The organism is Lysobacter sp. H21R4, from assembly GCF_015277535.1.
GTDB lineage: Bacteria > Pseudomonadota > Gammaproteobacteria > Xanthomonadales > Xanthomonadaceae > Novilysobacter > Novilysobacter ciconiae.
Genome location: NZ_CP063772.1, coordinates 1,452,047 through 1,474,680 on the forward strand (window position 1 = coordinate 1,452,047; position 22,634 = coordinate 1,474,680).

General features: G+C 67.0%; 19 protein-coding genes. 10 read left to right on the plus strand and 9 right to left on the minus strand.

Annotated elements, in window-relative coordinates; genetic code table 11:
• The first annotated feature begins 29 nt into the window (after window positions 1-29).
• The 4 genes from INQ40_RS06635 to INQ40_RS06650 are packed head-to-tail and all read left to right on the plus strand — an operon-like array spanning window position 30 to window position 4,398.
• Window positions 30-1,307, plus strand: coding sequence for a glucoamylase family protein (locus INQ40_RS06635; RefSeq protein ID WP_228481944.1), 1,278 nt, complete (start codon window positions 30-32; stop codon window positions 1,305-1,307).
• Window positions 1,304-2,821 (plus strand): mercuric reductase, encoded by a 1,518-nt coding sequence (locus INQ40_RS06640; protein WP_194339668.1) that lies wholly within the window; start codon window positions 1,304-1,306, stop codon window positions 2,819-2,821. The genes INQ40_RS06635 and INQ40_RS06640 overlap by 4 nt, the downstream gene beginning before the upstream one ends.
• A 58-nt stretch (window positions 2,822-2,879) precedes the next feature.
• Window positions 2,880-3,785: a phosphogluconate dehydrogenase (NAD(+)-dependent, decarboxylating) gene (gnd, locus tag INQ40_RS06645; RefSeq protein ID WP_194339670.1), complete on the plus strand. Its 906-nt coding sequence runs from the start codon at window positions 2,880-2,882 to the stop codon at window positions 3,783-3,785.
• A 55-nt stretch (window positions 3,786-3,840) separates the two neighbouring features.
• Window positions 3,841-4,398 (plus strand): DUF2058 domain-containing protein, encoded by a 558-nt coding sequence (locus INQ40_RS06650; RefSeq protein WP_194339672.1) that lies wholly within the window; start codon window positions 3,841-3,843, stop codon window positions 4,396-4,398.
• A gap of 15 nt (window positions 4,399-4,413) precedes the next feature.
• On the opposite strand, the gene tkt is transcribed toward INQ40_RS06650, so the two are convergent.
• The 7 genes from tkt to INQ40_RS06685 all read right to left on the minus strand — a co-directional run bounded on the left by tkt (window position 4,414) and on the right by INQ40_RS06685 (window position 14,885).
• Complete coding sequence (gene tkt / locus INQ40_RS06655; RefSeq protein WP_194339674.1) at window positions 4,414-6,459, minus strand: transketolase; 2,046 nt, start codon at window positions 6,457-6,459, stop codon at window positions 4,414-4,416.
• Between the two features lie 9 nt (window positions 6,460-6,468).
• Window positions 6,469-8,133 (minus strand): phosphoglucomutase (alpha-D-glucose-1,6-bisphosphate-dependent), encoded by a 1,665-nt coding sequence (gene pgm / locus INQ40_RS06660; RefSeq protein ID WP_194339676.1) that lies wholly within the window; start codon window positions 8,131-8,133, stop codon window positions 6,469-6,471.
• The gene (gene pgi, locus INQ40_RS06665; RefSeq protein WP_194339678.1) at window positions 8,133-9,803 is read right to left on the minus strand and encodes a glucose-6-phosphate isomerase; all 1,671 of its coding nucleotides are present in this window, start codon (window positions 9,801-9,803) and stop codon (window positions 8,133-8,135) included. The genes pgm and pgi overlap by 1 nt, the downstream gene beginning before the upstream one ends.
• Window positions 9,803-10,894: a transaldolase gene (gene tal / locus INQ40_RS06670; protein WP_194339680.1), complete on the minus strand. Its 1,092-nt coding sequence runs from the start codon at window positions 10,892-10,894 to the stop codon at window positions 9,803-9,805. Before tal ends, pgi begins: the two co-directional genes overlap by 1 nt.
• A 103-nt stretch (window positions 10,895-10,997) precedes the next feature.
• The gene (zwf, locus tag INQ40_RS06675; RefSeq protein ID WP_194339682.1) at window positions 10,998-12,404 is read right to left on the minus strand and encodes a glucose-6-phosphate dehydrogenase; all 1,407 of its coding nucleotides are present in this window, start codon (window positions 12,402-12,404) and stop codon (window positions 10,998-11,000) included.
• 79 nt (window positions 12,405-12,483) lie between these two features.
• Window positions 12,484-14,145 carry a phosphoethanolamine--lipid A transferase gene (locus INQ40_RS06680; RefSeq protein ID WP_194339684.1) on the minus strand — a complete coding sequence of 554 codons (1,662 nt, stop codon included), beginning with the start codon at window positions 14,143-14,145 and terminating at the stop codon, window positions 12,484-12,486.
• Entirely contained in the window at window positions 14,142-14,885 is a 744-nt protein-coding gene (locus INQ40_RS06685) for a phosphatase PAP2 family protein (RefSeq protein WP_194339685.1), read from the minus strand. Before INQ40_RS06685 ends, INQ40_RS06680 begins: the two co-directional genes overlap by 4 nt.
• A gap of 170 nt (window positions 14,886-15,055) precedes the next feature.
• On the opposite strand from INQ40_RS06685, the gene INQ40_RS06690 reads away from it, so the two are divergent.
• The 3 genes from INQ40_RS06690 (at window position 15,056) to INQ40_RS06700 (ending at window position 17,428) form a co-directional block, all read left to right on the plus strand.
• Complete coding sequence (locus INQ40_RS06690) at window positions 15,056-15,727, plus strand: response regulator transcription factor (protein ID WP_194342461.1); 672 nt, start codon at window positions 15,056-15,058, stop codon at window positions 15,725-15,727.
• On the plus strand, window positions 15,724-16,956 hold the full coding sequence (locus INQ40_RS06695; protein WP_194339687.1) for a HAMP domain-containing sensor histidine kinase: 1,233 nt from the start codon (window positions 15,724-15,726) through the stop codon (window positions 16,954-16,956). Before INQ40_RS06690 ends, INQ40_RS06695 begins: the two co-directional genes overlap by 4 nt.
• Window positions 16,957-17,029: 73 nt before the next feature.
• Complete coding sequence (locus INQ40_RS06700) at window positions 17,030-17,428, plus strand: hypothetical protein (protein WP_194339689.1); 399 nt, start codon at window positions 17,030-17,032, stop codon at window positions 17,426-17,428.
• A 10-nt stretch (window positions 17,429-17,438) separates the two neighbouring features.
• Here the strand turns inward: INQ40_RS06700 and INQ40_RS13145 are convergent, their stop codons facing one another.
• Window positions 17,439-18,773, minus strand: a complete 1,335-nt coding sequence (locus INQ40_RS13145) for a HAMP domain-containing sensor histidine kinase (protein WP_194339691.1) — start codon at window positions 18,771-18,773, stop codon at window positions 17,439-17,441.
• Complete coding sequence (locus tag INQ40_RS06710) at window positions 18,770-19,438, minus strand: response regulator transcription factor (RefSeq protein WP_194339693.1); 669 nt, start codon at window positions 19,436-19,438, stop codon at window positions 18,770-18,772. The genes INQ40_RS13145 and INQ40_RS06710 overlap by 4 nt, the downstream gene beginning before the upstream one ends.
• Before the next feature lie 82 nt (window positions 19,439-19,520).
• On the opposite strand from INQ40_RS06710, the gene INQ40_RS06715 reads away from it, so the two are divergent.
• Genes INQ40_RS06715 through INQ40_RS06725 form a run of 3 tightly spaced genes read left to right on the plus strand, consistent with a single transcriptional unit; the run spans window position 19,521 to window position 22,611 of the window.
• Window positions 19,521-19,946, plus strand: coding sequence for a PepSY domain-containing protein (locus INQ40_RS06715; protein ID WP_194339695.1), 426 nt, complete (start codon window positions 19,521-19,523; stop codon window positions 19,944-19,946).
• The gene (locus INQ40_RS06720; RefSeq protein ID WP_194339696.1) at window positions 19,885-20,355 is read left to right on the plus strand and encodes a DUF2271 domain-containing protein; all 471 of its coding nucleotides are present in this window, start codon (window positions 19,885-19,887) and stop codon (window positions 20,353-20,355) included. Before INQ40_RS06715 ends, INQ40_RS06720 begins: the two co-directional genes overlap by 62 nt.
• Window positions 20,356-20,382: 27 nt before the next feature.
• Entirely contained in the window at window positions 20,383-22,611 is a 2,229-nt protein-coding gene (locus INQ40_RS06725; RefSeq protein ID WP_194339698.1) for a PepSY domain-containing protein, read from the plus strand.
• Window positions 22,612-22,634: the final 23 nt, after the last annotated feature.

Consider the following 22,634-nt stretch of genomic DNA (forward strand, 5'->3'; position numbering starts at 1 on the left):
TGCGCTTACCGAGGCGGACGGGTGCCACCGTGACCGACGAGCAATTGATCGACCGGCTGCAGCACGCCGCATTCGACTACTTTCCCGGTGCGTTCAATCCAGCGAACGGACTGGTCGCCGACACCACCCGCCCGGGCGCGCCCTGCAGCATCGCGGTGGTCGGCTTCGCCCTCTCCACCTACCCCGTCGCCGTGGAACGCGGCTGGATCGGCCGGACCGAAGCGCTGCAGCGTGCGCTGGCCACGCTTCGCTTCTTTCACGGCAGCGACCAAAGTGGCGCGGCCGACGCCACCGGCCACAAGGGCTTCTATTACCACTTCCTGGACATGGAAGCGGGCAGGCGGACGTGGCGCTGCGAGCTGTCGACGATCGACACGGCCCTGCTCATCGCCGGCGTCCTGCTCGCAGCGCAGTATTTCAACCGCGCCCACCGCGATGAGCGCGAACTGCGCTTTCTGGCCGAGGCCCTGTACCTGCGGGTGGACTGGGACTGGGCGTGCGCGGGGCGCGCGACCATCCGCCAGGGCTGGAAACCGGAGTGCGGATTCCTGCATTACGGATGGGACGGCTACGACGAAGGCATCCTGCTGTATGTGCTGGCTGCCGGCTCGCCGACCCACCCCATCGAGACCGCGAAGTACACGGCCTGGACGGCCACCTACCAGTGGGAAAACCTGTACGGCGAGGAGTTCCTCTACGCCGGCCCGCTGTTCGTGCACCTGTTCTCGCATGCGTGGATCGATTTTCGCGGGATACGCGACGCCTTCATGCGCCGCAAGCGCAGCGACTATTTCGAAAACACCCGTCGCGCCATCGCCGTCCAGCGCGAATATGCATGGCGCAATCCCCGGGGATTTGCCGGCTACACCCGCGATTGCTGGGGTCTCACCGCGTGCGACGGTCCCGACGAGGGGACGCCCGAGCTGGCGAGCCACCTGGGGCGGTTGTACGGCTACGCGGCCCGCGGAGTTCCCTATGGCCCCGATGACGGCACCTTGAGTGCCTGGCTCGGTCTGTCCTGCCTGCCGTTTGATCCGGAAGCGGGACTCGCTGCCACCCACGCCGTGCTGCAACGCTACCCGCAAACCCTGCACGACGGCCGTTTCGCCAGTGCCTTCAACCCGTCGCTGGCGGGGAGCGACGGTGAGCCCTGGGTGTCGGCGGGTACCTTCGGGCTGGACCAGGGCCTGGTGGTGATGATGGTGGAGAACCACCGCACCGGCCTGATCTGGGAACTGATGCGCGGATGCCCCTATCTGGGCAGCGGATTGAAGAACGCCGGTTTCGGCGAAGGTTGGCTGCAATGAACGATCCCGACCATGGCGACGCGCTGATCCCTGCAGAGCTGGATCGGCATGAGGAAGAACGTCTGGGCAACGTGCGGCCGCCGGGCTGGTGCAATCCGCGACCGACCGGGCGTTACGACCTGGCGATCCTGGGAGGCGGGACCGCCGGGCTGACTGCTGCGGCCGAGGCACGCTCGCGCGGGGCGCGGGTCGCGCTGATCGAATCCGGGCTGCTCGGCGGCACCTGCCTCAACACGGGCTGCGTCCCGTCCAAGTCCCTGGTCCACAGCGCCAGGACCGTGCATGCGTGGCGCGACGCCGCCATACACGGCAACGGTCCTGCAGCGACCGAGCGCGTGGATTTTGCCAGCGTGATGGAGCGCATGCGCGCCACCCGAGCGCGGATCAGCCGCGGCGACGCGGCGGCGCGTCTGTCGGCCCAGGGCACGGATGTCTTCTTCGGGCAGGCCCGGTTTACGGCCAACGACACGCTCGAGGTGGAGGGAATCCCATTGCAGTTTTCCAAGGCACTGGTGGCGACCGGCGCGCAGCCGCTGATTCCGGCGATTCCGGGGCTGGCCGAGTGCGGGTTCCTGACCAGTGACACCGTGTTCGAGCTGACCGCCCTGCCGCCGCGCGTCCTGGTCATCGGCGGCGGGCCGCTGGGCTGCGAGATGGCCCAGGCGCTGTGCCGCTTCGGCGCCCGCACCACCATCGTGCAGGACTGGCCGCTGTTCCTGCCGCGCGAAGAGCGCGACGCCGCGCAGATCCTGTCGGGCGCCTTCGCGAGCGACGGCCTGGAAGTGCGCCTCAACACCCGCGTGGTGGATATCCGCATGGACGGCGAGCACCGGATCGCCGAGCTGCTGAGCGACGACGACCGCAGCACCCTCGAGTTCGATGCCATCCTCACCGGCACGGGCCGTTCTCCCCGCGTGGAGGGCATGGATCTGGAGCTTGCGGGGATCCACTACGACGGCAGCCGGGGCATCCACGTCGATGACTTCCTGCGCACCACCAACCCGAACGTTTTCGCCGCCGGCGACGTGTGTCTGGAGCACCGCTTCAACGACGCTGCGCGCGCATCGGCCCGGCTGGCGGTCTGCAACGCCCTGGACGGCGCTGCACAACGTCTCAGCGAGCTGGTGATTCCCTGGTGCACCTACACCGATCCGGAAATCGCCCACGTCGGCATGTACGTGCGCCAGGCCAGGGCCCGCGAGATCGGTGTCCGCACGTTCACCGTCCCGATGCACACTGTCGACCGGGCGATCATCGACGGCGAGGACCGCGGCTTCGTCAAGATCCACGTGCGCGATGGCACCGCCGAGATCCTCGGGGCCACGATCGTCGCCCGCCACGCCGGCGAAATGATCAACGAGATCACCCTGGCGATGGTCGCCAAGCTGGGCCTGGACACGCTGTCACGGGTGATCCACCCCTACCCCACCCAGTCTGAAGCCATCCGCATGGCGGCTGATGCGTTTGTGCACAGCCAGCGTGGCCATGCCGTCACGGGGAAATTGCGAGACTGAGGTGACTACGGAGTCACGCACTGATCGAAGACCCATTATTTGAAGAAGGAGGCGCGAGATGAAACTCGGCATGATCGGCCTGGGACGCATGGGCGCCAACATGGCCCGCCGCCTGATCCAGGGCGGCCACTCGATCGTTGGATTCGATCCGGACCCGGATGCCCGCAAGGCGCTGGAAAGCGACGGCGCGCAGACCGCCGACAGCCTCAAGGCGCTGGTCGAGTCCCTGCCCGGCCCGCGCAACGTCTGGATGATGGTCCCCGCCGGCGACATCACCGAAAGCACGGTAGGCGACCTGCTGGCGCTGCTGGATGCCGGCGACACCCTGATCGATGGTGGCAACTCCAACTACAAGGACACCGTGCGGCGGGCGAAATCGCTGGCCGAACACGACATGCATTACGTGGACTGCGGCACCAGCGGCGGTGTCTGGGGCCTGGCGGAAGGCTACAGCCTGATGATCGGCGGGGAACCGGCCCCGGTGAAGGCGCTGCGCCCGGTGTTCGAGACCCTCGCTCCGGCGACGGACCAGGGCTGGGGCCACGTCGGCCCGCCCGGCGCCGGCCACTTCACCAAGATGGTCCACAACGGGATCGAATACGGAATGATGCAGGCCTACGCGGAAGGCTTCGCGATCCTGCAGCACAAGCAGGAATTCTCCCTGGACCTGCATCAGGTGGCCGAGATCTGGCGCAACGGCAGCGTGGTGCGCTCGTGGCTGCTGGACCTTACCGCCCGCGCCCTCGACGAAAACCCGGCGATGGACGGGATCGCCCCGTGGGTGGACGACTCGGGCGAAGGCCGCTGGACCGTGGCGGAGGCGATCGATCTGGACGTCTCGGCCCCGGTGATCACCCTCGCCTTGCTGGAGCGGCTGCGCTCGCGTGACAAGGATTCCTACTCCGACAAGCTGCTGGCGGCGATGCGCAATCAGTTCGGCGGGCACGCGATCAAGAAGGAGTGACGCCGGCGTTACACTGACACCCCACACCGCCGTCGCTCGATGCGCCCGAAGAGCCATGCGTAATCCCCTGCAGGACCAGTTGCTGAAAGCCGGCCTGGTCAAGAAAAACAAGGTCACCCAGGTCGTCCGCGAGCAGAACAGGAAGCGGCACGGCAAGGGCTCGCCCAACGCATCGCCCGAGCCCGACGCGGTCGATGCCCAGCAACTGCGCGCCGAGCGCGCCGAGCGCGACCGCGCGCTGTCGGCCGAACGCAATGCGCAGGCGCGGGCCAACGAGCTGAAGGCGCAGGTGCGCCAGATCGTGGAGATGCACCGGGTCAAGCGCGAGGGCGAGATCGACTACCGCTTCAACGACGGCAAGGCCATCCGCAGCGTGCTGGTCAACGAGGCCTTGCGCGCCCAGCTCGCCAAGGGCGCACTGGTGATCGTGCGCCACGGCGACAGCCATGAACTGGTGCCCCGTGCCGCCGCGGAAAAGATCCGCGAGCGTGATCCGGAGGCAATCGTGCTTGACCACGGCCGCAGCGATGATGCCTCCGGCGATTCCGGCGATTCCGGCGAGGACGATGATTTCTACAGCCAGTTCAAGGTGCCCGACGACCTGGTCTGGTAATCACTCCGGCGCCGCTCAGCCCAGCAGCGCCCTCGCCCGCTTGACCACGTTGTCGACCGTAAATTCGTAGGCGTCAGCCAGTGCCTGCATCGGCGCGGACGCGCCAAAGCGGTCGACCGACAGCACGTCGCCGCCGTCGCCGACCCAGCGATGCCAGCCCTGCGCGCTTCCGGCCTCGACCGCCAGCCGCGCAGTGGCCGCAGGCGGCAGCACCGAGTCGCGGTAGTCGCGCGGCTTCGCCTCAAACAGGTCCCAGCTCGGCATCGACACGCACCGGACGCTGACGCCGTCGCGCCGAAGCCGTCCCGCGGCCTCCACGATCAGGCTGACCTCCGATCCGCTGGCGATCAGGATGATCTGCGGCGAGTCGTCGGCGTCGGCATCGAGCACGTAGGCGCCCTGCCTCAGGCCCTCGGCGGCGGCGTAGACCTCCCGGTCCAGCGTGGGCAGATCCTGCCGGGTCAGGATGAGCATCACCGGCCGGTCGCGCGTCTCCACCGCAACGCGCCAGGCCACGGCGGTCTCGTTCGCATCAGCGGGCCGAATCACGCTGAGCCGCGGGATTGCCCGCAGGCTGGCGAGCTGCTCGACGGGCTGGTGGGTCGGGCCGTCCTCGCCGAGCATGATGCTGTCGTGGGTGAACACGTGGATCAGATGCAGGCCCATCAGTGCGGCGAGGCGTATCGGCGGGCGCATGTAGTCGGAGAAGACGAGAAAGGTCGCCCCATACGGGATGAAGCCGCCGTGGACCGCCATGCCGTTGACGATCGCGCCCATCGCGTGCTCACGCACGCCGAAATGCAGGTTGCGGCCGGCCAGGCTCCAGCCACCTCCGTCGGAGCCCTGCGGGTCTTCGCCCGCTTCCAGCGGCGGATTGAAGTCGCCCATTCCCTTCAGGGCGGTCTTGGTGGAGGGGTCCAGGTCGGCGGAACCGCCCGACAGTTCCGGCAACTTGGGCGCGAGCGCGTTCATTACCTTGCCGCTGGCAACGCGGGTCGCCATCCCCTTTGCATTGGCCGGAAAAACCGGGATGTCGGCATCCCAGCCGATCGGGAGCACGCCCTCCAGGCGCCGGCGGAGTTCCGACGCCAGTTCGGGATGGGCGTCGGCGTAGGCCTGCATCCGATGGTTCCAGGCCTCTTCCTGGTCGGCGCCCTTCCCCACTGCGGTCTGCATGGTGGAGAGCGCCTCGTCGGGAACACGGAACGCCGGCTCCACCGGCCAGCCCAGGTTCTGCTTGGTCAGGCGCACCTCCTCCTCGCCGAGCGGCGAGCCGTGGGCCTCGAAGCTGTCCTGCTTGGGCGAGCCGTAACCGATGTGGGTGCGGACCAGGATCAGTGACGGCCGCGCGGATTCATCGGCGGCCGCGCGGATTGCCGCGTCAATGGCCGACAGGTCATTGCCATCCTCCACCCATTGCGTATGCCAGCCGTACGCGCGGAAGCGCGCTTCGCAATCCTCGGTGAAGGCGATGTCCGTGGCCGCCGACAGGGTCACGAAGTTGGCGTCGTACAGGCAGGTCAGCTTGCCCAGCTGCAGGTGGCCGGCGAGCGAGGCGGCCTCGGAGGCGACGCCTTCCATCAGGTCGCCATCACTGGCCAGCACCCAGGTTCGATGGTCGACGAGCTTGTGCCCGGGCCGGTTGTAGCGGGCCGCGAGCTGCGCCTCGGCCATCGCCATGCCGACCGCGTTGGCGAAGCCCTGCCCAAGCGGTCCGGTGGTGAGCTCGACGCCAGGCGTGTGCCCGCGCTCGGGATGGCCCGGCGCCCGGCTGCCCCATTGGCGGAACTGCTTGATGTCCTCCACCGAGAGGTCGAAGCCGCTCAGGTACAGCAGGCTGTAGAGCAAGGCCGAACCGTGCCCGGCGGAGAGGACGAACCGGTCGCGGTCGGCCCAGTCGGGGTTGCGCGGATTGACCTTCAGCCAGCGCGACCACAGCACGTAGGCCATCGGCGCGGCGTCGAGCGGAAGACCGGGGTGTCCGCTGTCGGCCTTTTGCACCATGTCCACGGACAGGAAACGAAGGGTGTCGATACAGAGCTGGTCGATTCGCGCGGACATGCTGTTACCTCACTCCTGGGTGGATGCTTCCTCCAGTGCGGCGTCAACGGTTTGCTGTGCATCCTTGAGCAATTGCTTCAGATGGTCGGCGTCGCGAAAACTCTCGGCGTAGATCTTGTAGATGTCCTCCGTCCCGGACGGGCGGGCGGCAAACCAGCCACTGTCAGAGACCACCTTGATGCCACCAATGGGCGCACCGTTGCCCGGCGCCTTGTCCAGCACGCGCCGGATCGGCTCGCCGGCAAGCTCGGTGCCGCTGATGGCGTCGGGGGTCAGCGCAGCGAGCGCGCGCTTTTGGGCCTTGGTCGCCGGCGCTTCCACCCGATCGGTGAACGGCTCGCCATAGCGCTCGCACAGCTGGCGGTAGACCACGCCCGGATCATCGCCGCTCAGGGCGGTGATTTCCGCGGCCAGCAGCGCCGGGGCGATGCCGTCCTTGTCGGTCGTCCAGACAGAACCGTCGCGCCGCAGGAAGGAGGCCCCGGCGCTTTCCTCGCCGCCGAATCCGAGCGCGCCGGAAAACAGCCCGTCGACGAACCACTTGAACCCCACGGGCACCTCGTACAGCTGCCGGCCCAGCCCGGCGGCAATGCGGTCGATCATGGCGCTGCTGACCACCGTCTTGCCGATGCCGGCATGCGCGCCCCACTGCGGCCTGTTGCGGAACAGGTAGTCGATGGCGACGCAGAGGTAGTGATTGGATGGCATCAGCCCGGCGCTGGCGGTCACGATGCCGTGGCGGTCGTGGTCGGTATCGCAGGCGAACGCCACGTCGTAGCGGGCCTTCATGCCGATCAGCCGGCTCATCGCGTACGGCGATGACGGATCCATGCGGATGCGCCCGTCCCAGTCCAGGCTCATGAAGCCGAACTGCGGATCCACCTGCTCGCTGACCACGTCCAGCGCGATCCGGTAGTGCTCGGCGATGCGGGCCCAGTAGTGGACGCCAGCGCCGCCCAGCGGGTCCACGCCCAGCCGCAGGTCCGCGCTGCGGATCAGGTCAAAGTCGATCACATTGCCCAGATCGGCGACATAGGCCGACAGGAAGTCGTGCTCGCGCGTGGTGTCCGCGGCGCGGGCGCGCCCGCCGGTCCAGCGCCGCACGTCGGCCAGGCCGTTGGCGAGGCTCGCGTTGGCATGCTTCTGGATCCAGCCGGTGACGTCCGTATCGGCGGGGCCGCCGTCGGGCGGGTTGTACTTGAAGCCACCGTCCGCCGGCGGATTGTGCGACGGCGTGATCACGATGCCGTCGGCACGACCGCGCTCGCGGTTCGCGTTGTGGACGAGGATCGCGTGGGAAATCGCCGGCGTCGGCACCGGCTCCCCGCCCGCGGAGACGCGCACCTCGACGCCGTTGGCGGCCAGCACCTCCAGCGCGGTCTCCAGCGCCGGCGCGGAGAGCGCGTGCGTGTCGGCGCCGATGAAGATCGGGCCGTCGATGCCCTGCCCCTCCCGGTACGCACAGATGGCCTGGGTAACGGCGAGGATGTGGTCCTCGTTGAAACTGCCTTCCAGCGAGGAGCCGCGATGGCCGGAGGTCCCGAACGACACCCGCTCGGCCGGGTTCGACGCGTCCGGGCGGGTCTGGAAGTAGGCGTTGACCAGATGGCCTACGTCGATGAGGTCCCGGGCTTCGGCGGGCGACCCGGCGCGTTTGTCGATCCGCGTGCCCATCAGCTTCGTCCCCGCGCTGCGCGGTAGCGCTGGATCAGGGTATTGGTCGAGCTGTCGTGGGTCAGCGCGGGCGCGTCCGTGGCCTTGAGCTCCTCCGCAAGAGGCGTCGCCAGCTGTTTACCGAGCTCGACACCCCACTGGTCGAAGGAATCGATGTTCCACAGGGCTCCCTGCACGAACACGCTGTGCTCGTAGAGCGCCACCAGGCTGCCCAGCGCGTGCGGGGTCAGCCGGTCGGCAAGAATGGTGTTGCTGGGACGGTTGCCGTCAAACACGCGGTGCGGTTGCAGCGCTTCGGCGGTGCCCTCCGCCTCGACCTGGGCGGGCGTCTTGCCGAATGCCAGCGACTCGCCCTGGGCCAGCAGGTTCGCGATCAGGAGATCGTGCTGGTCGCCGGCAACCGTATCCGCACCGGCCTCAGCTTGCAGCGGCAGCGGGTTCAGCGGATGGCAGAAGCCGATGAAGTCGCACGGCACCAGACGCGTGCCCTGATGGATCAGCTGATAGAACGAGTGCTGCCCGTTGGTGCCCGGCTCGCCCCAGTAAACCGGCGCGGTCTGGTAGTCGACCCGGCTGCCATCGGCGGTCACGTGCTTGCCGTTGCTCTCCATGGTGAGCTGCTGCAGGTAGGCGGGAAACCGGCTCAGGTACTGCGAATAAGGCAGCACCGCGACCGTATTGGCGCCGAGGAAATTGTTGTTCCAGATCCCCAGCAGGCCCATCAGCACCGGCAGGTTGCGCTCCATCGGGGCGCTCCGGAAATGCTCGTCCATGGCGTGGAAGCCCGCCAGCATCTCGTGGAAGCGCTCCGGGCCGATGGCCAGCATCGTCGACAGGCCGATCGCGGAATCCATCGAATAGCGTCCGCCCACCCAGTCCCAGAACCCGAACATGTTGGCGGTGTCGATGCCGAACGCCTCCACCCCTTCGGCGTTGGTGGATACCGCGACGAAGTGCTTCGCGACCGCCGCCTCATCGCCCAGGGACTGCATGCACCAGGCTCGGGCGGCATGCGCGTTGGTCAGCGTCTCCAGCGTGGTGAACGTCTTGGAGCAGACGATGAACAAGGTCTCGGCCGGATCCAGACCGCGGGTGGCCTCGGTGAAATCCGTGCCGTCCACGTTGGACACGAAATGGAACGCGAGCTCGCGCTGGCTGTAGAAACGCAGCGCCTCGTAGGCCATGACCGGCCCCAGATCCGAGCCGCCGATGCCGATGTTGATGATGTTGCGGATCGGCTTGCCGGTGTGGCCCGTCCATTGGCCGCTGCGCACGCGATTGCAGAACGCCGCCATCCGGTCCAGCACGGCGTGTACATCGGCCACCACGTCCTCGCCGTCCACCACGAGCTTGCTGCCAGCGGGCATGCGCAGGGCGACGTGCAACGCCGGACGGTCTTCGGTGACATTGATGCGGGCGCCGGCGAACATCGCCTCGCGACGCTCCTCGAGGCCGCGGGCACGCGCCAGGGCGAACAGGAGGTCAAGGGTTTCCCCATTGACCCGGTTCTTCGAGTAATCGAGGTACAGCCCGGCTCCCTGCGCCGCCATGCGCGCGCCCCGCTCCGGATCGTCGGCAAACAGTTCACGCAGATGGCGCGGCGCCATCCACGCCAGGTGCTCCTCCAGCGCCTTCCATTGCGGTTTTCCGGTGAGCGACCCCTCCTTCATCAGACGCTTTCCTCTCCCGCAAGCGCGCGGCTATGCGATTCGATGGTGTGCAGCAACTCCTTCCATGACTTCACGAAGGCCTCGGCGCCCTCCACCTGCAAGCGGTCCGCCAGCGCGGGAATATTCACGCCAGCCGCGGAGAACCGCTGCAGCACCGCCTCCGAATCGCCGCCGTCCAGCGCCATGGCGCCCGACAGCTGGCCGTGGTCGGCAAACGCGTGCAGGGTCTTCTCCGGAACGGTGTTGATGGTGTCCGGCGCGGCGAGTGCTTCGATGTACAGCGTGTCCGGCGCCTTGGGATCCTTGGTGCCGGTACTCGCCCACAACATCCGCTGCGGCTGCGCGCCGCGCGACGCGAGTTTCTGCCAACGCGGCGACTCAAGCAGTTCGCGGTAGGCCTTGTAGGTCTGCCGGGCGACCGCGATGCCCAGCATGTTGTGCATCTCCTCGGGCACCTTGTCGGCAACCGCACGGTCCCAACGGCTGACGAACAGCGACGCCACCGAGGCCACTCGGGCATCCAGCCCGGCTTCCAGCCGTCGCTCCAGCCCGCGCATGTACGCCTCGGCCACGGCCAGGTATTGCGCCGTCGAGAACAGCAGCGTCACGTTGACCGGCACGCCGGCGAAGATCGACTCCTCGATCGCCGGCACCCCTTCAGGCGTCCCCGGGATCTTGACGAAGAGATTGGGACGATCGCCCTGCTCGTGGATTGCCTGGGCGGCGGCAATGCTGCCGGCGGTATCGGCAGCCAGCAGCGGGGAGACTTCCATCGATACCCAGCCATCCACGCCGTCGGTCGCGTCGTGGACCGGCCTGAACAGGTCCGCCGCCCGGCGCAGGTCCTCCAGCGCAAGCTCCATGAACAGCGCTTCGCCGGACTTGCCCTCGCCCGCCTTCGTGCGCATCCCTTCGTCGTAGGCGTCGCTGCCGCCAACGGCCTCGTTGAAGATGCTCGGGTTGGACGTCAGCCCGGTCACGGAGAAATCGGCGATATACCGCGCCAGGGTGCCGTCATCCAGGATGGTTCGGGAAATGTTGTCCAGCCACAGGCTCTGGCCCATGTCGTGGAGCTTTCGGGTGGTTTTCATGCGTCCTCCGGTATGCAGCAACAACCAACATGGTAGTGCCCCGGGCGTACGAAGGAGCAATGCCATTGCGTGGTCGGCGCGGCGCAACCGGGCCGGCGCCCGGTTAGCAGGGGTGGCTCTGCTCGGGCTGCGGGTCCTGCCAGTGGCGACCGTCGGTGACAAGCTCGCTGGCCGATTCCGGACCCCAGCTTCCGGGTTCGTAGATGGTGAGCGGCGTGTTGTGATTGCCATGCGAATCGGGCAGCACCGGCTCGACGATGCGCCAGGCTTCCTCCACCGAATCGTCGCGGGTAAACAGGCTGGTGTCGCCTTCGATCGCGTCGCCAAGCAGCTGCTCGTAGGGTGATTTTCCAAGGTCGCGGGAACTGCGCGCGACCAGCTCGACCGGGCGCCCTTCCATGCCCTCGCCGGCCTTCTTGACCCGTGCGCCGGTGGAGATCACCACTTCGGGGCTCAGCCGGAAGCGGAAATAGTTGGTATCGGCCAGTGAGATCCCGTCGAAAATTTCCAGCGGCGGCGGCTTCAGGTCGACCATCACCTGGGTGCTGGTGATGGGCAGCTTCTTGCCGGCGCGGATGTAGAACGGCACTCCCGCCCAGCGCCAGGTGTCGATGTACAGGCGCAGCGCGACGAAGGTCTCAACCTGCGAGTCCGCGGCAACCCCGGCCTCGTCGCGATAGCCGCGGAACTGCCCGCGCACGACGTCCTGCGGGCGCAGCGACCTGGTGGCGCGGAACAGGCGCAGCTTCTCGGCGCGCAGCGACTCAGGATCGCGGCCCGCCGGGGCATCCATGGCCAGCAGGGACATGACCTGGAGCAGGTGGTTCTGGACCACGTCGCGGATCGTGCCGACCTCCTCGTAGAACGCGCCACGCCCCTGCACGCCAAAGTCCTCGGCCATCGTGATCTGCACACTGTCCACATAGGTGCGGTTCCAGACCGGCTCCAGGAAGGTATTGGCAAAACGGAAATACAGCAGGTTGCGCACGGCCTCCTTGCCCAGGTAGTGGTCGATGCGGAAGATCGAGGATTCGGGAAACACCGCGTGCAGTTCCCGGTTGAGCTCCCGCGCCGAGGCCAAATCCCGCCCGAACGGCTTCTCGACAATCACCCGAGCATTGGCGTTGCACCCCGAAGCGGCCAGGCCCTGCACCACCGTGCCGAACATGCTGGGAGGGATGGCCAGGTAGTGGATTGGTCGCGAGGCCGAACCCAGCGCCTGTTTCAGACCGCGGAATGTCTCGGGGTCGCTGTAATCGCCGTCGATGTAACGCAGTTGTTCGCACAGGCGGGCAAAGGCGTCCTCGTCCACGCCGCCATTGGCTTCAAGGCTGGCGCGCGCCCGCTGACGCAGGCGCTCCAGCGACCAGCCGCCACGCGAGACACCGATCAGGGGCATCTCCAGCTCGCCGCTGCGGATCATCGCCTGCAGCGCAGGGAAGATCTTCTTGTACGCCAGGTCCCCCGTGGCGCCGAAGAAAACGAATGCGTCTGAGACGGGTGTGGCCATGCCGCTGCTCCGGTAAGTCGACCCGTCGATTTTGCCAACCCGAACGTGACGGCAGGCGAATGGCGAGGGGAGCGCCCGATCACCCGTGCCCGCGACCCATGCACGGTACGAACAGGTCCTGGCTCGGGTCGTAGACGGTCGTGTCCACCTGCATCAGCCCCAGCACCGAACTGAAAAGATTGTCGTGCGTGGCAGGTGCGTCGAGGCGCTGGCGCATGCAGCCGATGTCGATATGCCGGTCCGCCGCCAGCGCTGGTGACAGCCACATCACCATGGGCACCTTCAGCTGGGTGGCCGGCGCGATCGTGTAGGGCATCCCGTGCAGATAGAGATTGCCCTCGCCCAGCGATTCGCCGTGGTCGGAGACATAGATCACCGCACTGTCACGGGTGTCGTCCGCGCCCAGGGTTTCGATCAAACGGGCGAGGAAATGGTCGGTATAGAGGATCGCGTTGTCGTAGGCGTTGACGATCTCCGCCTGGCGGCACTTGCCCAGGTCCGCCGATTCACACACCGGGACGAACCGGCGGAACTGATCCGGGTAGCGCTGGTAATAGCTCGGCCCGTGATTGCCCAGCTGGTGCAGCACGATCACCTGATCGCGATCCTGGGCGTCGATCTTCGCCCGCAGGTCATGCAACAGAACCTCGTCCAGGCAGCGCTCCGTGTTGCACAGCTCCGCAACCCGGGCGTCCACGAGCGATTCAAACGGCAAGCCGGCGCATACGCCCTTGCAGCCGCCCTGGTTGTCGCGCCACAGGGTCGCGATGCCCGCGTGGTCGAGCACGTTGAGCAGCGACTCCGACTCCCTGATCGCCCGCTTGTCGTAGCCACGTCGCCCCTGCGCGGAGAACATGCACGGCAGGGAGACATCGGTGCTCGAACCGCACGCGCTCACGTCGGTGAAGTTGAGGACATCCAGATTGGCCAGCTCGGGCGTGGTCTGGCGCGCGTAGCCGTTGAGGCCCCAGTTCTGTGCCCGCACGGTTTCGCCCACGACGATCACCAGCACCCGCGGTTTGCCGTCGCTGCGTCCCACAACGAAGGCGTCGCTGCCGACCGGTTGGCGTGCGCGGACGGCCGCCGCGGGATCCTCCGTCGCAACCCGTATCAGGGAGACGAGGTAGTTGCCCGGGGCGATCAGGTGGCGCAACTCAGTCCGGTTGCGCATGAGCGCCGAGATATCCTGGAACGACACCAATAGTGCGCCGGTGGTCACGGCCGCGACGGCCACCATGAGGACCACACGCCGCAACAGCGCGGGCGCGGGCGCTTGCACAGGAATCCGCGTCCACCAGACCATCGCCACGGGGATGAGTGCGGCCAGCACGGGCAGCGCCAGCCCGGGCGTCAACAATTCGCGGGCCTCGCGGCTGTCGGTATGCAGGACGTTGCGGATCATGTCCGGATCCAGATAGACGCCGTAATGGTGGGAGTAATAGCCGGCCACCGCGGTGACCACCAGCAGCACCGACAGCACCGGCTTGGCGGTCCAGCGGTTCATGACCACGCACAGGAGCAGGAAGTGCAGACCGGTCATCGCCGTTGCCAGCGACGCGGCGGTCACCCAGCCGCTTGCGCTGTCCAGCGCACCGGTCCCGGCGTAGGCACGCCAGAACGCGGCGTTGCAGGCGACGGAAAAGAAAATACTCGCTGCCAGGGCCATGCCCTCCTGACTAACCGAGGGGCGCCACACCGATACGCGACGACGCGCGTCGCTGGTTTGGACGACGGCGCTCATCCCGACGCCCCCTTCCCGTTCGGGCGAAGGAGCCACGTCGATCCGCCCAGTGCCACCAGCCAACAGATGATCAAGGTCCACAGGTCGTGGGACAGGAAGTGGGCTCCGCGCAACTGCTGGCTGATCCCGAACAACGCGCCCACCCCCAGCGCAACCGCAAGTCCCGCCCACCGCCAGCGCGGTCGCACGGCGCAAAAGAAGAAGTAGAGCGTCACCCACGCGTAACCGGCGCTTGCGTGGCCGGCCGGAAAGCACGCCGCACGACCCATGCTCGGCGGCCGCGCATCAAACAAGCCGACGAACGGCTGCAAGCCACCGTAGCGCTGCAGGTCCCACGGACAATCCATCCCGCTACCTGCCTTGAGCAGCGATACGGTGACCGCTCCTGCAAGCGTTGCCCACGCCAGATATCCCAGCGGGCGACGCCAACGGGTCAGCCTCTTGTCGAAAAGACTCCACAGCCATGCGAGCAAGACGCCCAGCCACGCGGCGGCGGAGACGGTCTTACCGGCCTCGTGCACCACCGTTGTGGTGATCCAACTCTCGCGAAGGGCCCACGTGTGGCCTTGGGCCGCGTACAGCAGGTCCGCAAGTAAAAAATCGCCGCGGGCGCCGATCAGGATCGCGCTCGCCAGACTGGTGGCCAGCAGCGGAAGAACGAGGTGGTTACGCAGGACATTCCTGAGGGTGCCGGTCGGTACATGCAGGTACCCGTGTCGGCGGGGCAAGGAGGAAGGCATTGCGGGTCTGGCGGGCACGTCGGGTCTATCGCAGTGGGAGCAGGCAAGAAGCATGGGCGCCGCGCTGTAGCGAGCTCTCAAGCATTTCTCAGCCGTTCGTTATTGACCGGCAACCGCCCCGCTTAGACTTGCATTGATCCGTGCCCCCAGCAGAGCCAATGTCCGACTCCCTGAAAATCCTGATCGTGGAAGACCAGCACGATATCGCCGCCAACATCTGGGACTTCCTGGAGCGCCGCGGCCACGAAGTCGACCACGCAGCCGACGGCGAGACCGGGCTGATGCACGCCCTTCGCGTCGCATTCGACGTGATCGTGCTGGACCTTGGCCTGCCCCGCCTGGACGGCCTGGACCTGTGCCGGCAGCTGCGTGAGGCCGGCCGTGGAACACCGGTGTTGATGTTGACCGCCCGCGACACGCTCGACGACAAGATCCGCGGGTTCCATGAGGGCGCGGATGACTACATGGTCAAGCCGTTTGAACTCAAGGAACTGGAAGCGCGCATACGGGCATTGCACCGTCGCGGTGCGCCCTCGCCACTGGTGCCGCTGGTCACCGGTCCGCTGCAGCTGGACGCCGGGTCGATGGTCGCCAGTCGCGGCGGTACCCGCATCGCGCTCACGCGCAGCCAGAGCAGCATCCTGGAGTTGCTGATGAAGCGATCGCCCGGCGTGGTCACCCATGAACTGCTGATCCGGGCCGTTGCGGGCTCCCGCGGCGGCGATGCAGCCTCCCTGCACACGCATATGTATGACCTTCGGAACCTGGTGGACAAGCCGTTCGACACGCCACTGATCCGCACCGTGCACGCCATCGGCTACCGCCTGGTGCCACCCGAATGAGGTTCCCGTTGCCGCTGCGCACGCGCGTGACCTTCCTGTACACGGCCATGGGCGCCGTCCTGAGCGTGGTGTTTGCGCTGGGCGTGGTGTTCATCGCCGAGGAGTACGAGCGCGTGCTCGTGGAGTCGATCCTCACCGGCCAGGCGCATGACTACGCCGAGCGCTTGCAACGCGAGTCAGATATCGACCTTCCACGCAGCGACCGGGTCAGCGGCTATCAGCTCCTGCCGGGCAACCGCGGCGAAGTCCCGGGCGTATTCCTGGCCCAGGCGCCGGGGATCCGTGAGGTACGCGACCCGGATGGCGACGAGGTGTTCCTGGGCGTGTTCGATACCGCGGCCGGACGCCTGTTCTTCGTGATGGACCTGCACGACATTGAAGCGCTGGAGCGCTACCTCGCCTTCGTCCTCGCCGTGGTGGTGCTAGCGGGAACCGCTTTCAGCGCGTGGCTGGGATGGCTCCTGTCGGGTCGGGTCGTGCGCCCGGTCCAGCAACTGGCCGAGTCCGTCGCCGCGTTGCCGACCCAGCCCGAGCGCACGGCGCTCGCAGCCCAACTGCCACCCGACGAGCTGGGACAGCTGGCCACGGCAATTGATGACTACCAGGCCCGACTGGCCGCTGCCGCCGAAGCCGAGCAGGCTTTCCTGGGCGATGCCAGCCACGAACTGCGCACACCGATTTCCGTGGTGCGCGGCGCGACCGAGTTGCTGCTGGAGGACAGCGCCGACATACCGGCGCTGCAGCCGCGTCTGCAGCGCCTGGACCGCGGCATCCGTGAACTGTCGGAACTCATCGATGCGCTGATGCGCCTGGCCCGTCACCGCGTCGATTCGGCTGAGCCGGTGGCGCTGCACGCTTGGCTGGCATCCTGCCTGGCAGGCGTTGCGTCCATCGCCGACGGAGCGGTGAGCGTCGCGCTGGAAGGCCCCGAGATCCACGTGCAACTGCCGGCGAGCGACGCGACCCTGATCGTCCACGGCGTATTGCGCCGGCTGCTCCCTCCGGGCGTGCCGGGAGTGGTGCGTGTCTCGATTTGCGACAGCAGTATCTCGTTCGTCTTCGACGCCGATGACACCCGGCGACCCACCACGTCGAGGCCGCACCCGTCCACCAGCGACCGTCGCCTTGGCCTGACCCTGGTCGGCCGGCTTGCCCACCGCATCGGCTGGGAGATCGACGACGCCAACGCCGCCTCAGGCATCGTCGATATACGACTCGCTCAGGGATAGGACATCGCCCTGCCGTATCCTGTGGCGTCCACGCACCACCGCTTGATGCGCCCCGCAACAGTAGGGAATCCTGATGTCCAGCAAGTTCAATGGCAGCCGCAACGACAATGACGACACCCCGGATACGGGCATCGAGCCCCACGCCGACCTGCGCGATGCGGCCGGCAAGCTGCTGGGTGGAATCGTCCGCCGCGATGGCGAATGGGTGCTCGGCATGGACGGCAAGATGGTCGGCAGCTCCGACAGCGCCGCCACCATGCTGGCCCTCATCCGCCGTGCCGCCTCGATGCACGAGCGCACCGGCGCCACCGCAACGCTCAAGTTCTCCGATGCGCTGCGCGATGCCGCCCACACCGAAGCGCGTCAGCTCGGACTGGAGTTCCCGCAGTTCGAAGCCCAGCTCGACGAGAAGATGAAGACCAACCCGTCCTCATCCGCGAGCAGCGCGGCCGACCGCAGCGGGCTGCACTGAGCCCCCCGAATCACATCCCGGCAACCGGAAACTGCACTGAGGCCTGGAATCCGTCTGCCCGGTCAGTGGCGGGCGAGGCCAATTTGAGCTCGGCGCGTGCCGCCGTCGCAACGGTCGAGACGATCGCCAATCCCAGCCCATAGCCGGGCGCCCGGCCGCTACCGCGGACGAAACGCTCGGTCAGCTGTGCCAGCTCGGCGGGGTCCAGGACGTCGCCGGCATTGACGACGGTAAGCCACGCGTCTGTGGTCAGTTCGACATGGATGGGACGTCCCGGCGCGCCGTGTTTCAACGCGTTCTCGATCAAATTTCGCGCCAGGATCGCGAATGCGTCTGCATCGATCGGCGAGAGGACCGGCCCATCCGGCGGCAGCGTCAGCTGGATGGGAACCGTGGCCACGCGTTGCAGGTCCCCCACAACGTGGTTCAGCAGCATCGCCAGGTCCTGGGGAACCTCCGCAAGCACGCTCCCGCCCTCCGCCTTTGCCAGTTGCATCAACTTCTCGGCGAGGCGCGCCAGCTCCCTCAGCGATGCCTCGATCTGCGCTGCGCGCTCCTTGACCGGTCCGTCGGCCGCCTCATGGCGGAGACGCTGCACCTGGGCAAGCGCGGCCGCCAGCGGGGTGCGCAGCTCGTGCGCACTGTTGGCGGTGAACCTGCGCTCAGTCTCAAGCGCACGCCGCAGGCGATCAATCAGGTTGTTGACCGCATCCGCGCTCGGACGGATTTCCAGCGGCAAGGGCGCGGTCTGGATCGGCGAGAGGTCACCTACGCCTCGGGCTTCGACCGCGCGTCGATAGGAGCGCACGCTGCGCAGGCTGAAACGCACGAACAGCCAGACGCCGAGCAGGCTGGCCGGCACCAGCAACAGCAGTGGCAGCAGCAGGGCAAAGGTGGCATCCCGCGCGGCCTTGCGGCGATATGACAGGGGTTCGGCGACCTGCAGGAACAGCGTGTCGCGCAGTGCACTGGCGCCGTACAGGCGGTGGGTCGACGTCGTGCTGAAGCCCTGCATCGTCGGTCGGCCAAAGACCGTCAGGTCGGCGTCGCGCGATTGCAGCAGGATGGTGCCCTCGCGGTCGCGCACCAGATACGCGACCTGGCCGGGAAGCGCATTCAGTGGCGCCACCCTCTGCTGGGTAAGTGGCTCTTCGCGATTGAGGATGTCCATGACCGCGAGCGGCAGGATCCGCTGCGCAGCGCCCTGCATCGCATCGTCAAACGCATCGTCGAGCCTGTTCTGCACGATCAGCCCGGACAGGGCGGTCGCGACCACCCACAACACGACGATCCCCAGCGTGAGGCCGTATACGAGCTGCTTCTGCAGGCTGCCCGCCGCCTTCATGAGTGCTCGAGCCGGCCCAATCGGTAGCCCATGCCGCGGACGGTATCGACCACGTTGAAGCCGAGCTTTTTACGCAGGTGGCTGACATGGACCTCCACCGCATTGCTTTCTATCTCGGCCCCGAACTCGTACAGGCGTTCCTCCAACTGGGACTTCGACAACAACGCGCCGGGGCGCTGGAGGAAGGCTTCCAGCAGCGCCCATTCCCGCGCCGTCAAGGCGATGGTTTCGCCTTCGCGCTGGATGCTTCGATCCGTCAAGTCGATGGACAGCTCTCCCAGTTGCAACCTCGGGTTCGGATTGCCGCTGTAACGACGCGCCACGGCAGCCACGCGGGCGGACAGTTCCGACAGGTCGAACGGCTTGACCAGGTAGTCATCTGCTCCGGCGTTGAGGCCGGCAATGCGGTCGGACAGCTGGTCCATGGCCGTCAGGATGATGACCGGCGTGCGGTCGGCGGCCGAGCGCAGGCGGCGCAGGAAATCGATGCCGCGGCCGTCGGGCAGCATCAGGTCGAGCAGGAGAAGGTCGTACGGAGTCGAGCCGATCGCCAGTTGCGCGTGAGCCAGGGTCTGCACCCAATCCACCGCGTGTCCGTCATCGCCGATCTGCTCGCGCACGGCCTGGCCCAGGTCGGCGTTGTCCTCGATCAACAGTACCCGCATTGCAAAAAACCCCCGCCTTAAGGCTGGCATCAGGATGCTCCGCCAGAGTCCACGTTGCACCCACTCAAAGGAGATCGCGCTCATGAAACTGCTCACTCTGACCGGCGTCGTCCTCGTCGGCCTCGCCTTCAGCGGCGGCGCACTGGCCAGTGACGACTGTACCGATCCCGTAGCCGACTGGCAGCCGCGGGAAGTCCTGCGCCAGCAGCTGGAACAACAGGGCTGGGAAGTCCAGCGCATCAAGGTCGACGACGGCTGCTACGAAGTCCGCGGGACCGACAAGCTGGGAAACCGCTTCAAGGCCGAGTACTCCCCGGCATCGCTGCAGATCCGCGAGCTGAAGATCAAGTTCGACGGCAAAGGCGGCGCCCGCGACTACCTGGACCAAAAACCGGACCAGAGGGCGAAGTCAAGTCCGCCACCCACCCGATTGCAGGAGCAACAACATGAACAAGCTCGTCCTATCCCTCTGTCTGGCCGGCGCCATGGCCCTGCCCGGACTGGCTGACGCCAGGCCCTTCACCCTGACCACCCAGATGAAAGCCTACGGCGGCGACGGCGCCTACCTGGCCATCTATGTCACCGATGCCTCGGGCAAGTACCACAAGACGCTCTGGGTCTCGGGCAAGAAGTCGAAGTACTACAAGAACCTGCGCGACTGGGCCAGCGGCAGCGGCATGCGGGCGAGCGAATTCGACGGCGTGAGCGGCGCGAGCGTCGGCAGCGGCCGCACGCTCAAGGTCACCGCCGAACTTGCGGACTCGTTGATCGATGCCGGCTATGAAATACGGATCGACACTGCGGTGGAAGACGGTCGCGACAATCCCGCCGACGTGCGGGCGCCCCTGACCAAGGCCGGCAGCGGCAAAGCGACTGCGGGGCGCGGTTACGTGCAGTCATTCACTTACGACATGTAATCGATCGGCCTGAAGGAGGTCCGCATCATGTTGCGTCGGATTCACTCACTGCCCGCTCTTGTCCTTGGGCTGCTGATCGCCGTATTGGCGATCAGCGGCGCGATCCTGTCGGTCAATCCAACCATTGACCGGCTGGGAACGACGGTGCCGGAGCGTGGGCAGGTCAGCGTCGCTCTGCTTGCGGAGCGGATAGCCGAGAACTTCGTCGGCGTGGAGCAGATCCAGCGCAGCCCGTCCGGCTCGATCATCGTCTACTACAGCCAGGATGACCGGGCCGAGGCGATGCGTGTCGACCCGCTCAGCGGAAAGGCGATCGGCCCGTATGCGCCCTCGCCCGCCACGCGCTGGATCAAGAACCTGCATCGCTCGTTTCTTGCGGACACGCCGGGCAGGGCCGCGGCCGGGATCTCGGCGCTGACGATGCTGGTCCTGTGCGTGTCAGGCATGGCACTGCTGCTCAAGCGCGTCGGGGGATGGCGGCACCTGTTGCGCCCACTGCGAGGCAGTTTGAGCCAGCGTTGGCACTCGGAGCTCGGGAGAATCGCCCTGTTGGGGCTGCTGCTGTCCGCGCTGACGGGCATCCTCATGTCGGCGACCACCTTCGGCCTGATACCGGAGGGGGCGGACACCGAGCCTGCGTTCCCGACTGCGGTGGAGACGCCAGCCGCGCCGGTACCGGTGGGCACCCTGCCCGCTCTGCTGGAGATCGATCTCCAGGACCTGCGCGAACTCGTCTATCCGATGCCGGACACTCCCTCGGACTTCTACTCGCTCGCCACCGCGCAGGGCGACGGCTACATCGACCAGGCCACGGGCGTCCTGCTGGTCTTCCGGCCACATGACCGGGTCCAGAACATCCATGAACTGATCTACCGCCTGCACACCGGCGAGGGACTGTGGTGGCTGGGTCTCCTGCTGGGCGTCTGTGCACTCAGCGTTCCGGTGATGAGCGCCACCGGCGTGGTGATGTGGTGGCAGCGCCGCCGCCTGATGCCGCGCATCGCCAACAACAGCGGCGCGCAGGCGGCAGACACCGTCATCCTTGTGGGCAGCGAAGGCAACAGCACCTGGGGCTTTGCGAACGCGTTGCACGACGCGTTGCACAAGGCCGGCAAGCGGGTGCACACCGCCCCGATGAACCTGCTGGCGGGGGAATATCGCCAGGCACGCCGCCTGTTCGTACTCACCGCCACCTACGGTGACGGAGACGCGCCCACATCGGCCAGGCAGTTCCTTGCGCGCCTGGGAAGGTTCAGCGGTGACAACAACCCGGCGTTCGCGGTCCTGGGATTCGGGGATCGCCAGTTTCCGCGGTTCTGCCAGTTCGCCAGGGACGCCCGCGAGGCCCTGCTTGGCCGCGGCTGGACCGAATTTCTCGAGCTGGACACCGTCGACAGGCAGTCCTCGCAGGAGTTCGCGCGCTGGGGAGAGGCTGTTGAACGTGCACTGTCCCTCAAGCTGGGGCTGACCCACGTACCGTCCCACCCCCAAACCTGCCCACTCGAGCTGATCAGCCGGATGGACTACGGTGCCCAGGTCAATGCGCCGACCAGCATCCTGCGCTTCGGGCCGGTCGCCTCACCGAGCGCTGGCGGGAGGTTGCGTCGGATGCTCGGTACCAGTGAACTGCCCCACTTCGACGCAGGTGATCTGGTGGGAATCGTGGCGCCGGGAAGCCCGGTCCCGCGGTTCTATTCCCTTGCCAGCGGATCCAGCGACGGCTTCCTTGAAATCTGTGTGCGCAAGCACCCCGGCGGCCTGTGTTCGGGGATGCTTCACGACCTGCAACCCGGCGCCCGGATCGATGCGTTTATCCAACCCAACCCCGACTTCCGGCCGGCCTCGGGCAAGTCGCCGGTTGTTCTCATCGGCGCCGGAACAGGAATCGGGCCGCTGGCCGGATTCATCCGCAACAACACCGGTAAACACCCGATGTATCTGTACTGGGGCGGCCGCGATCCGGCGTCGGACTTCCTCTACGAGCCGGAGCTGGACGGCTACCTGGCCGATCACCGGCTGACCGGGTTAAACGCGATTTTCTCCCGCACCGCCAATGGCGGTTACGTGCAGGACCGGCTGCTGGACCACTCCTCGCAGATGCGGCGACTGATTGAAGACGGCGCTCAGATCCTGGTCTGTGGCGGCCGCGCGATGGCCGACAGCATCCGGCAGACCATCGACGCCATCGTGGCTCCGATCGGCCTGGATGTTGCCACCCTCAAACTGCAGGGGCGCTACCGTGAAGACGTCTTCTGAATCCGCTGATCCATCCGTCGCGG

Bases quoted from the DNA above. Each gene is read 5' to 3' on its own strand.
- INQ40_RS06720 (WP_194339696.1), top strand. From the start codon at position 19,885: ATGAACAAGCTCGTCCTATCCCTCTGTCTGGCCGGCGCCATGGCCCTG.
- pgi (WP_194339678.1), bottom strand. From the start codon at position 9,803: ATGAAGGAGGGGTCGCTCACCGGAAAACCGCAATGGAAGGCGCTGGAG.
- INQ40_RS06640 (WP_194339668.1), top strand. From the start codon at position 1,304: ATGAACGATCCCGACCATGGCGACGCGCTGATCCCTGCAGAGCTGGAT.
- zwf (WP_194339682.1), bottom strand. From the start codon at position 12,404: ATGGCCACACCCGTCTCAGACGCATTCGTTTTCTTCGGCGCCACGGGG.
- INQ40_RS06685 (WP_194339685.1), bottom strand. From the start codon at position 14,885: ATGCCTTCCTCCTTGCCCCGCCGACACGGGTACCTGCATGTACCGACC.
- tal (WP_194339680.1), bottom strand. From the start codon at position 10,894: ATGAAAACCACCCGAAAGCTCCACGACATGGGCCAGAGCCTGTGGCTG.
- INQ40_RS06680 (WP_194339684.1), bottom strand. From the start codon at position 14,145: ATGAGCGCCGTCGTCCAAACCAGCGACGCGCGTCGTCGCGTATCGGTG.
- INQ40_RS06715 (WP_194339695.1), top strand. From the start codon at position 19,521: ATGAAACTGCTCACTCTGACCGGCGTCGTCCTCGTCGGCCTCGCCTTC.
- tkt (WP_194339674.1), bottom strand. From the start codon at position 6,459: ATGTCCGCGCGAATCGACCAGCTCTGTATCGACACCCTTCGTTTCCTG.
- INQ40_RS06695 (WP_194339687.1), top strand. From the start codon at position 15,724: ATGAGGTTCCCGTTGCCGCTGCGCACGCGCGTGACCTTCCTGTACACG.
- INQ40_RS06650 (WP_194339672.1), top strand. From the start codon at position 3,841: ATGCGTAATCCCCTGCAGGACCAGTTGCTGAAAGCCGGCCTGGTCAAG.
- INQ40_RS06710 (WP_194339693.1), bottom strand. From the start codon at position 19,438: ATGCGGGTACTGTTGATCGAGGACAACGCCGACCTGGGCCAGGCCGTG.
- gnd (WP_194339670.1), top strand. From the start codon at position 2,880: ATGAAACTCGGCATGATCGGCCTGGGACGCATGGGCGCCAACATGGCC.
- pgm (WP_194339676.1), bottom strand. From the start codon at position 8,133: ATGGGCACGCGGATCGACAAACGCGCCGGGTCGCCCGCCGAAGCCCGG.
- INQ40_RS06700 (WP_194339689.1), top strand. From the start codon at position 17,030: ATGTCCAGCAAGTTCAATGGCAGCCGCAACGACAATGACGACACCCCG.
- INQ40_RS13145 (WP_194339691.1), bottom strand. From the start codon at position 18,773: ATGAAGGCGGCGGGCAGCCTGCAGAAGCAGCTCGTATACGGCCTCACG.
- INQ40_RS06725 (WP_194339698.1), top strand. From the start codon at position 20,383: ATGTTGCGTCGGATTCACTCACTGCCCGCTCTTGTCCTTGGGCTGCTG.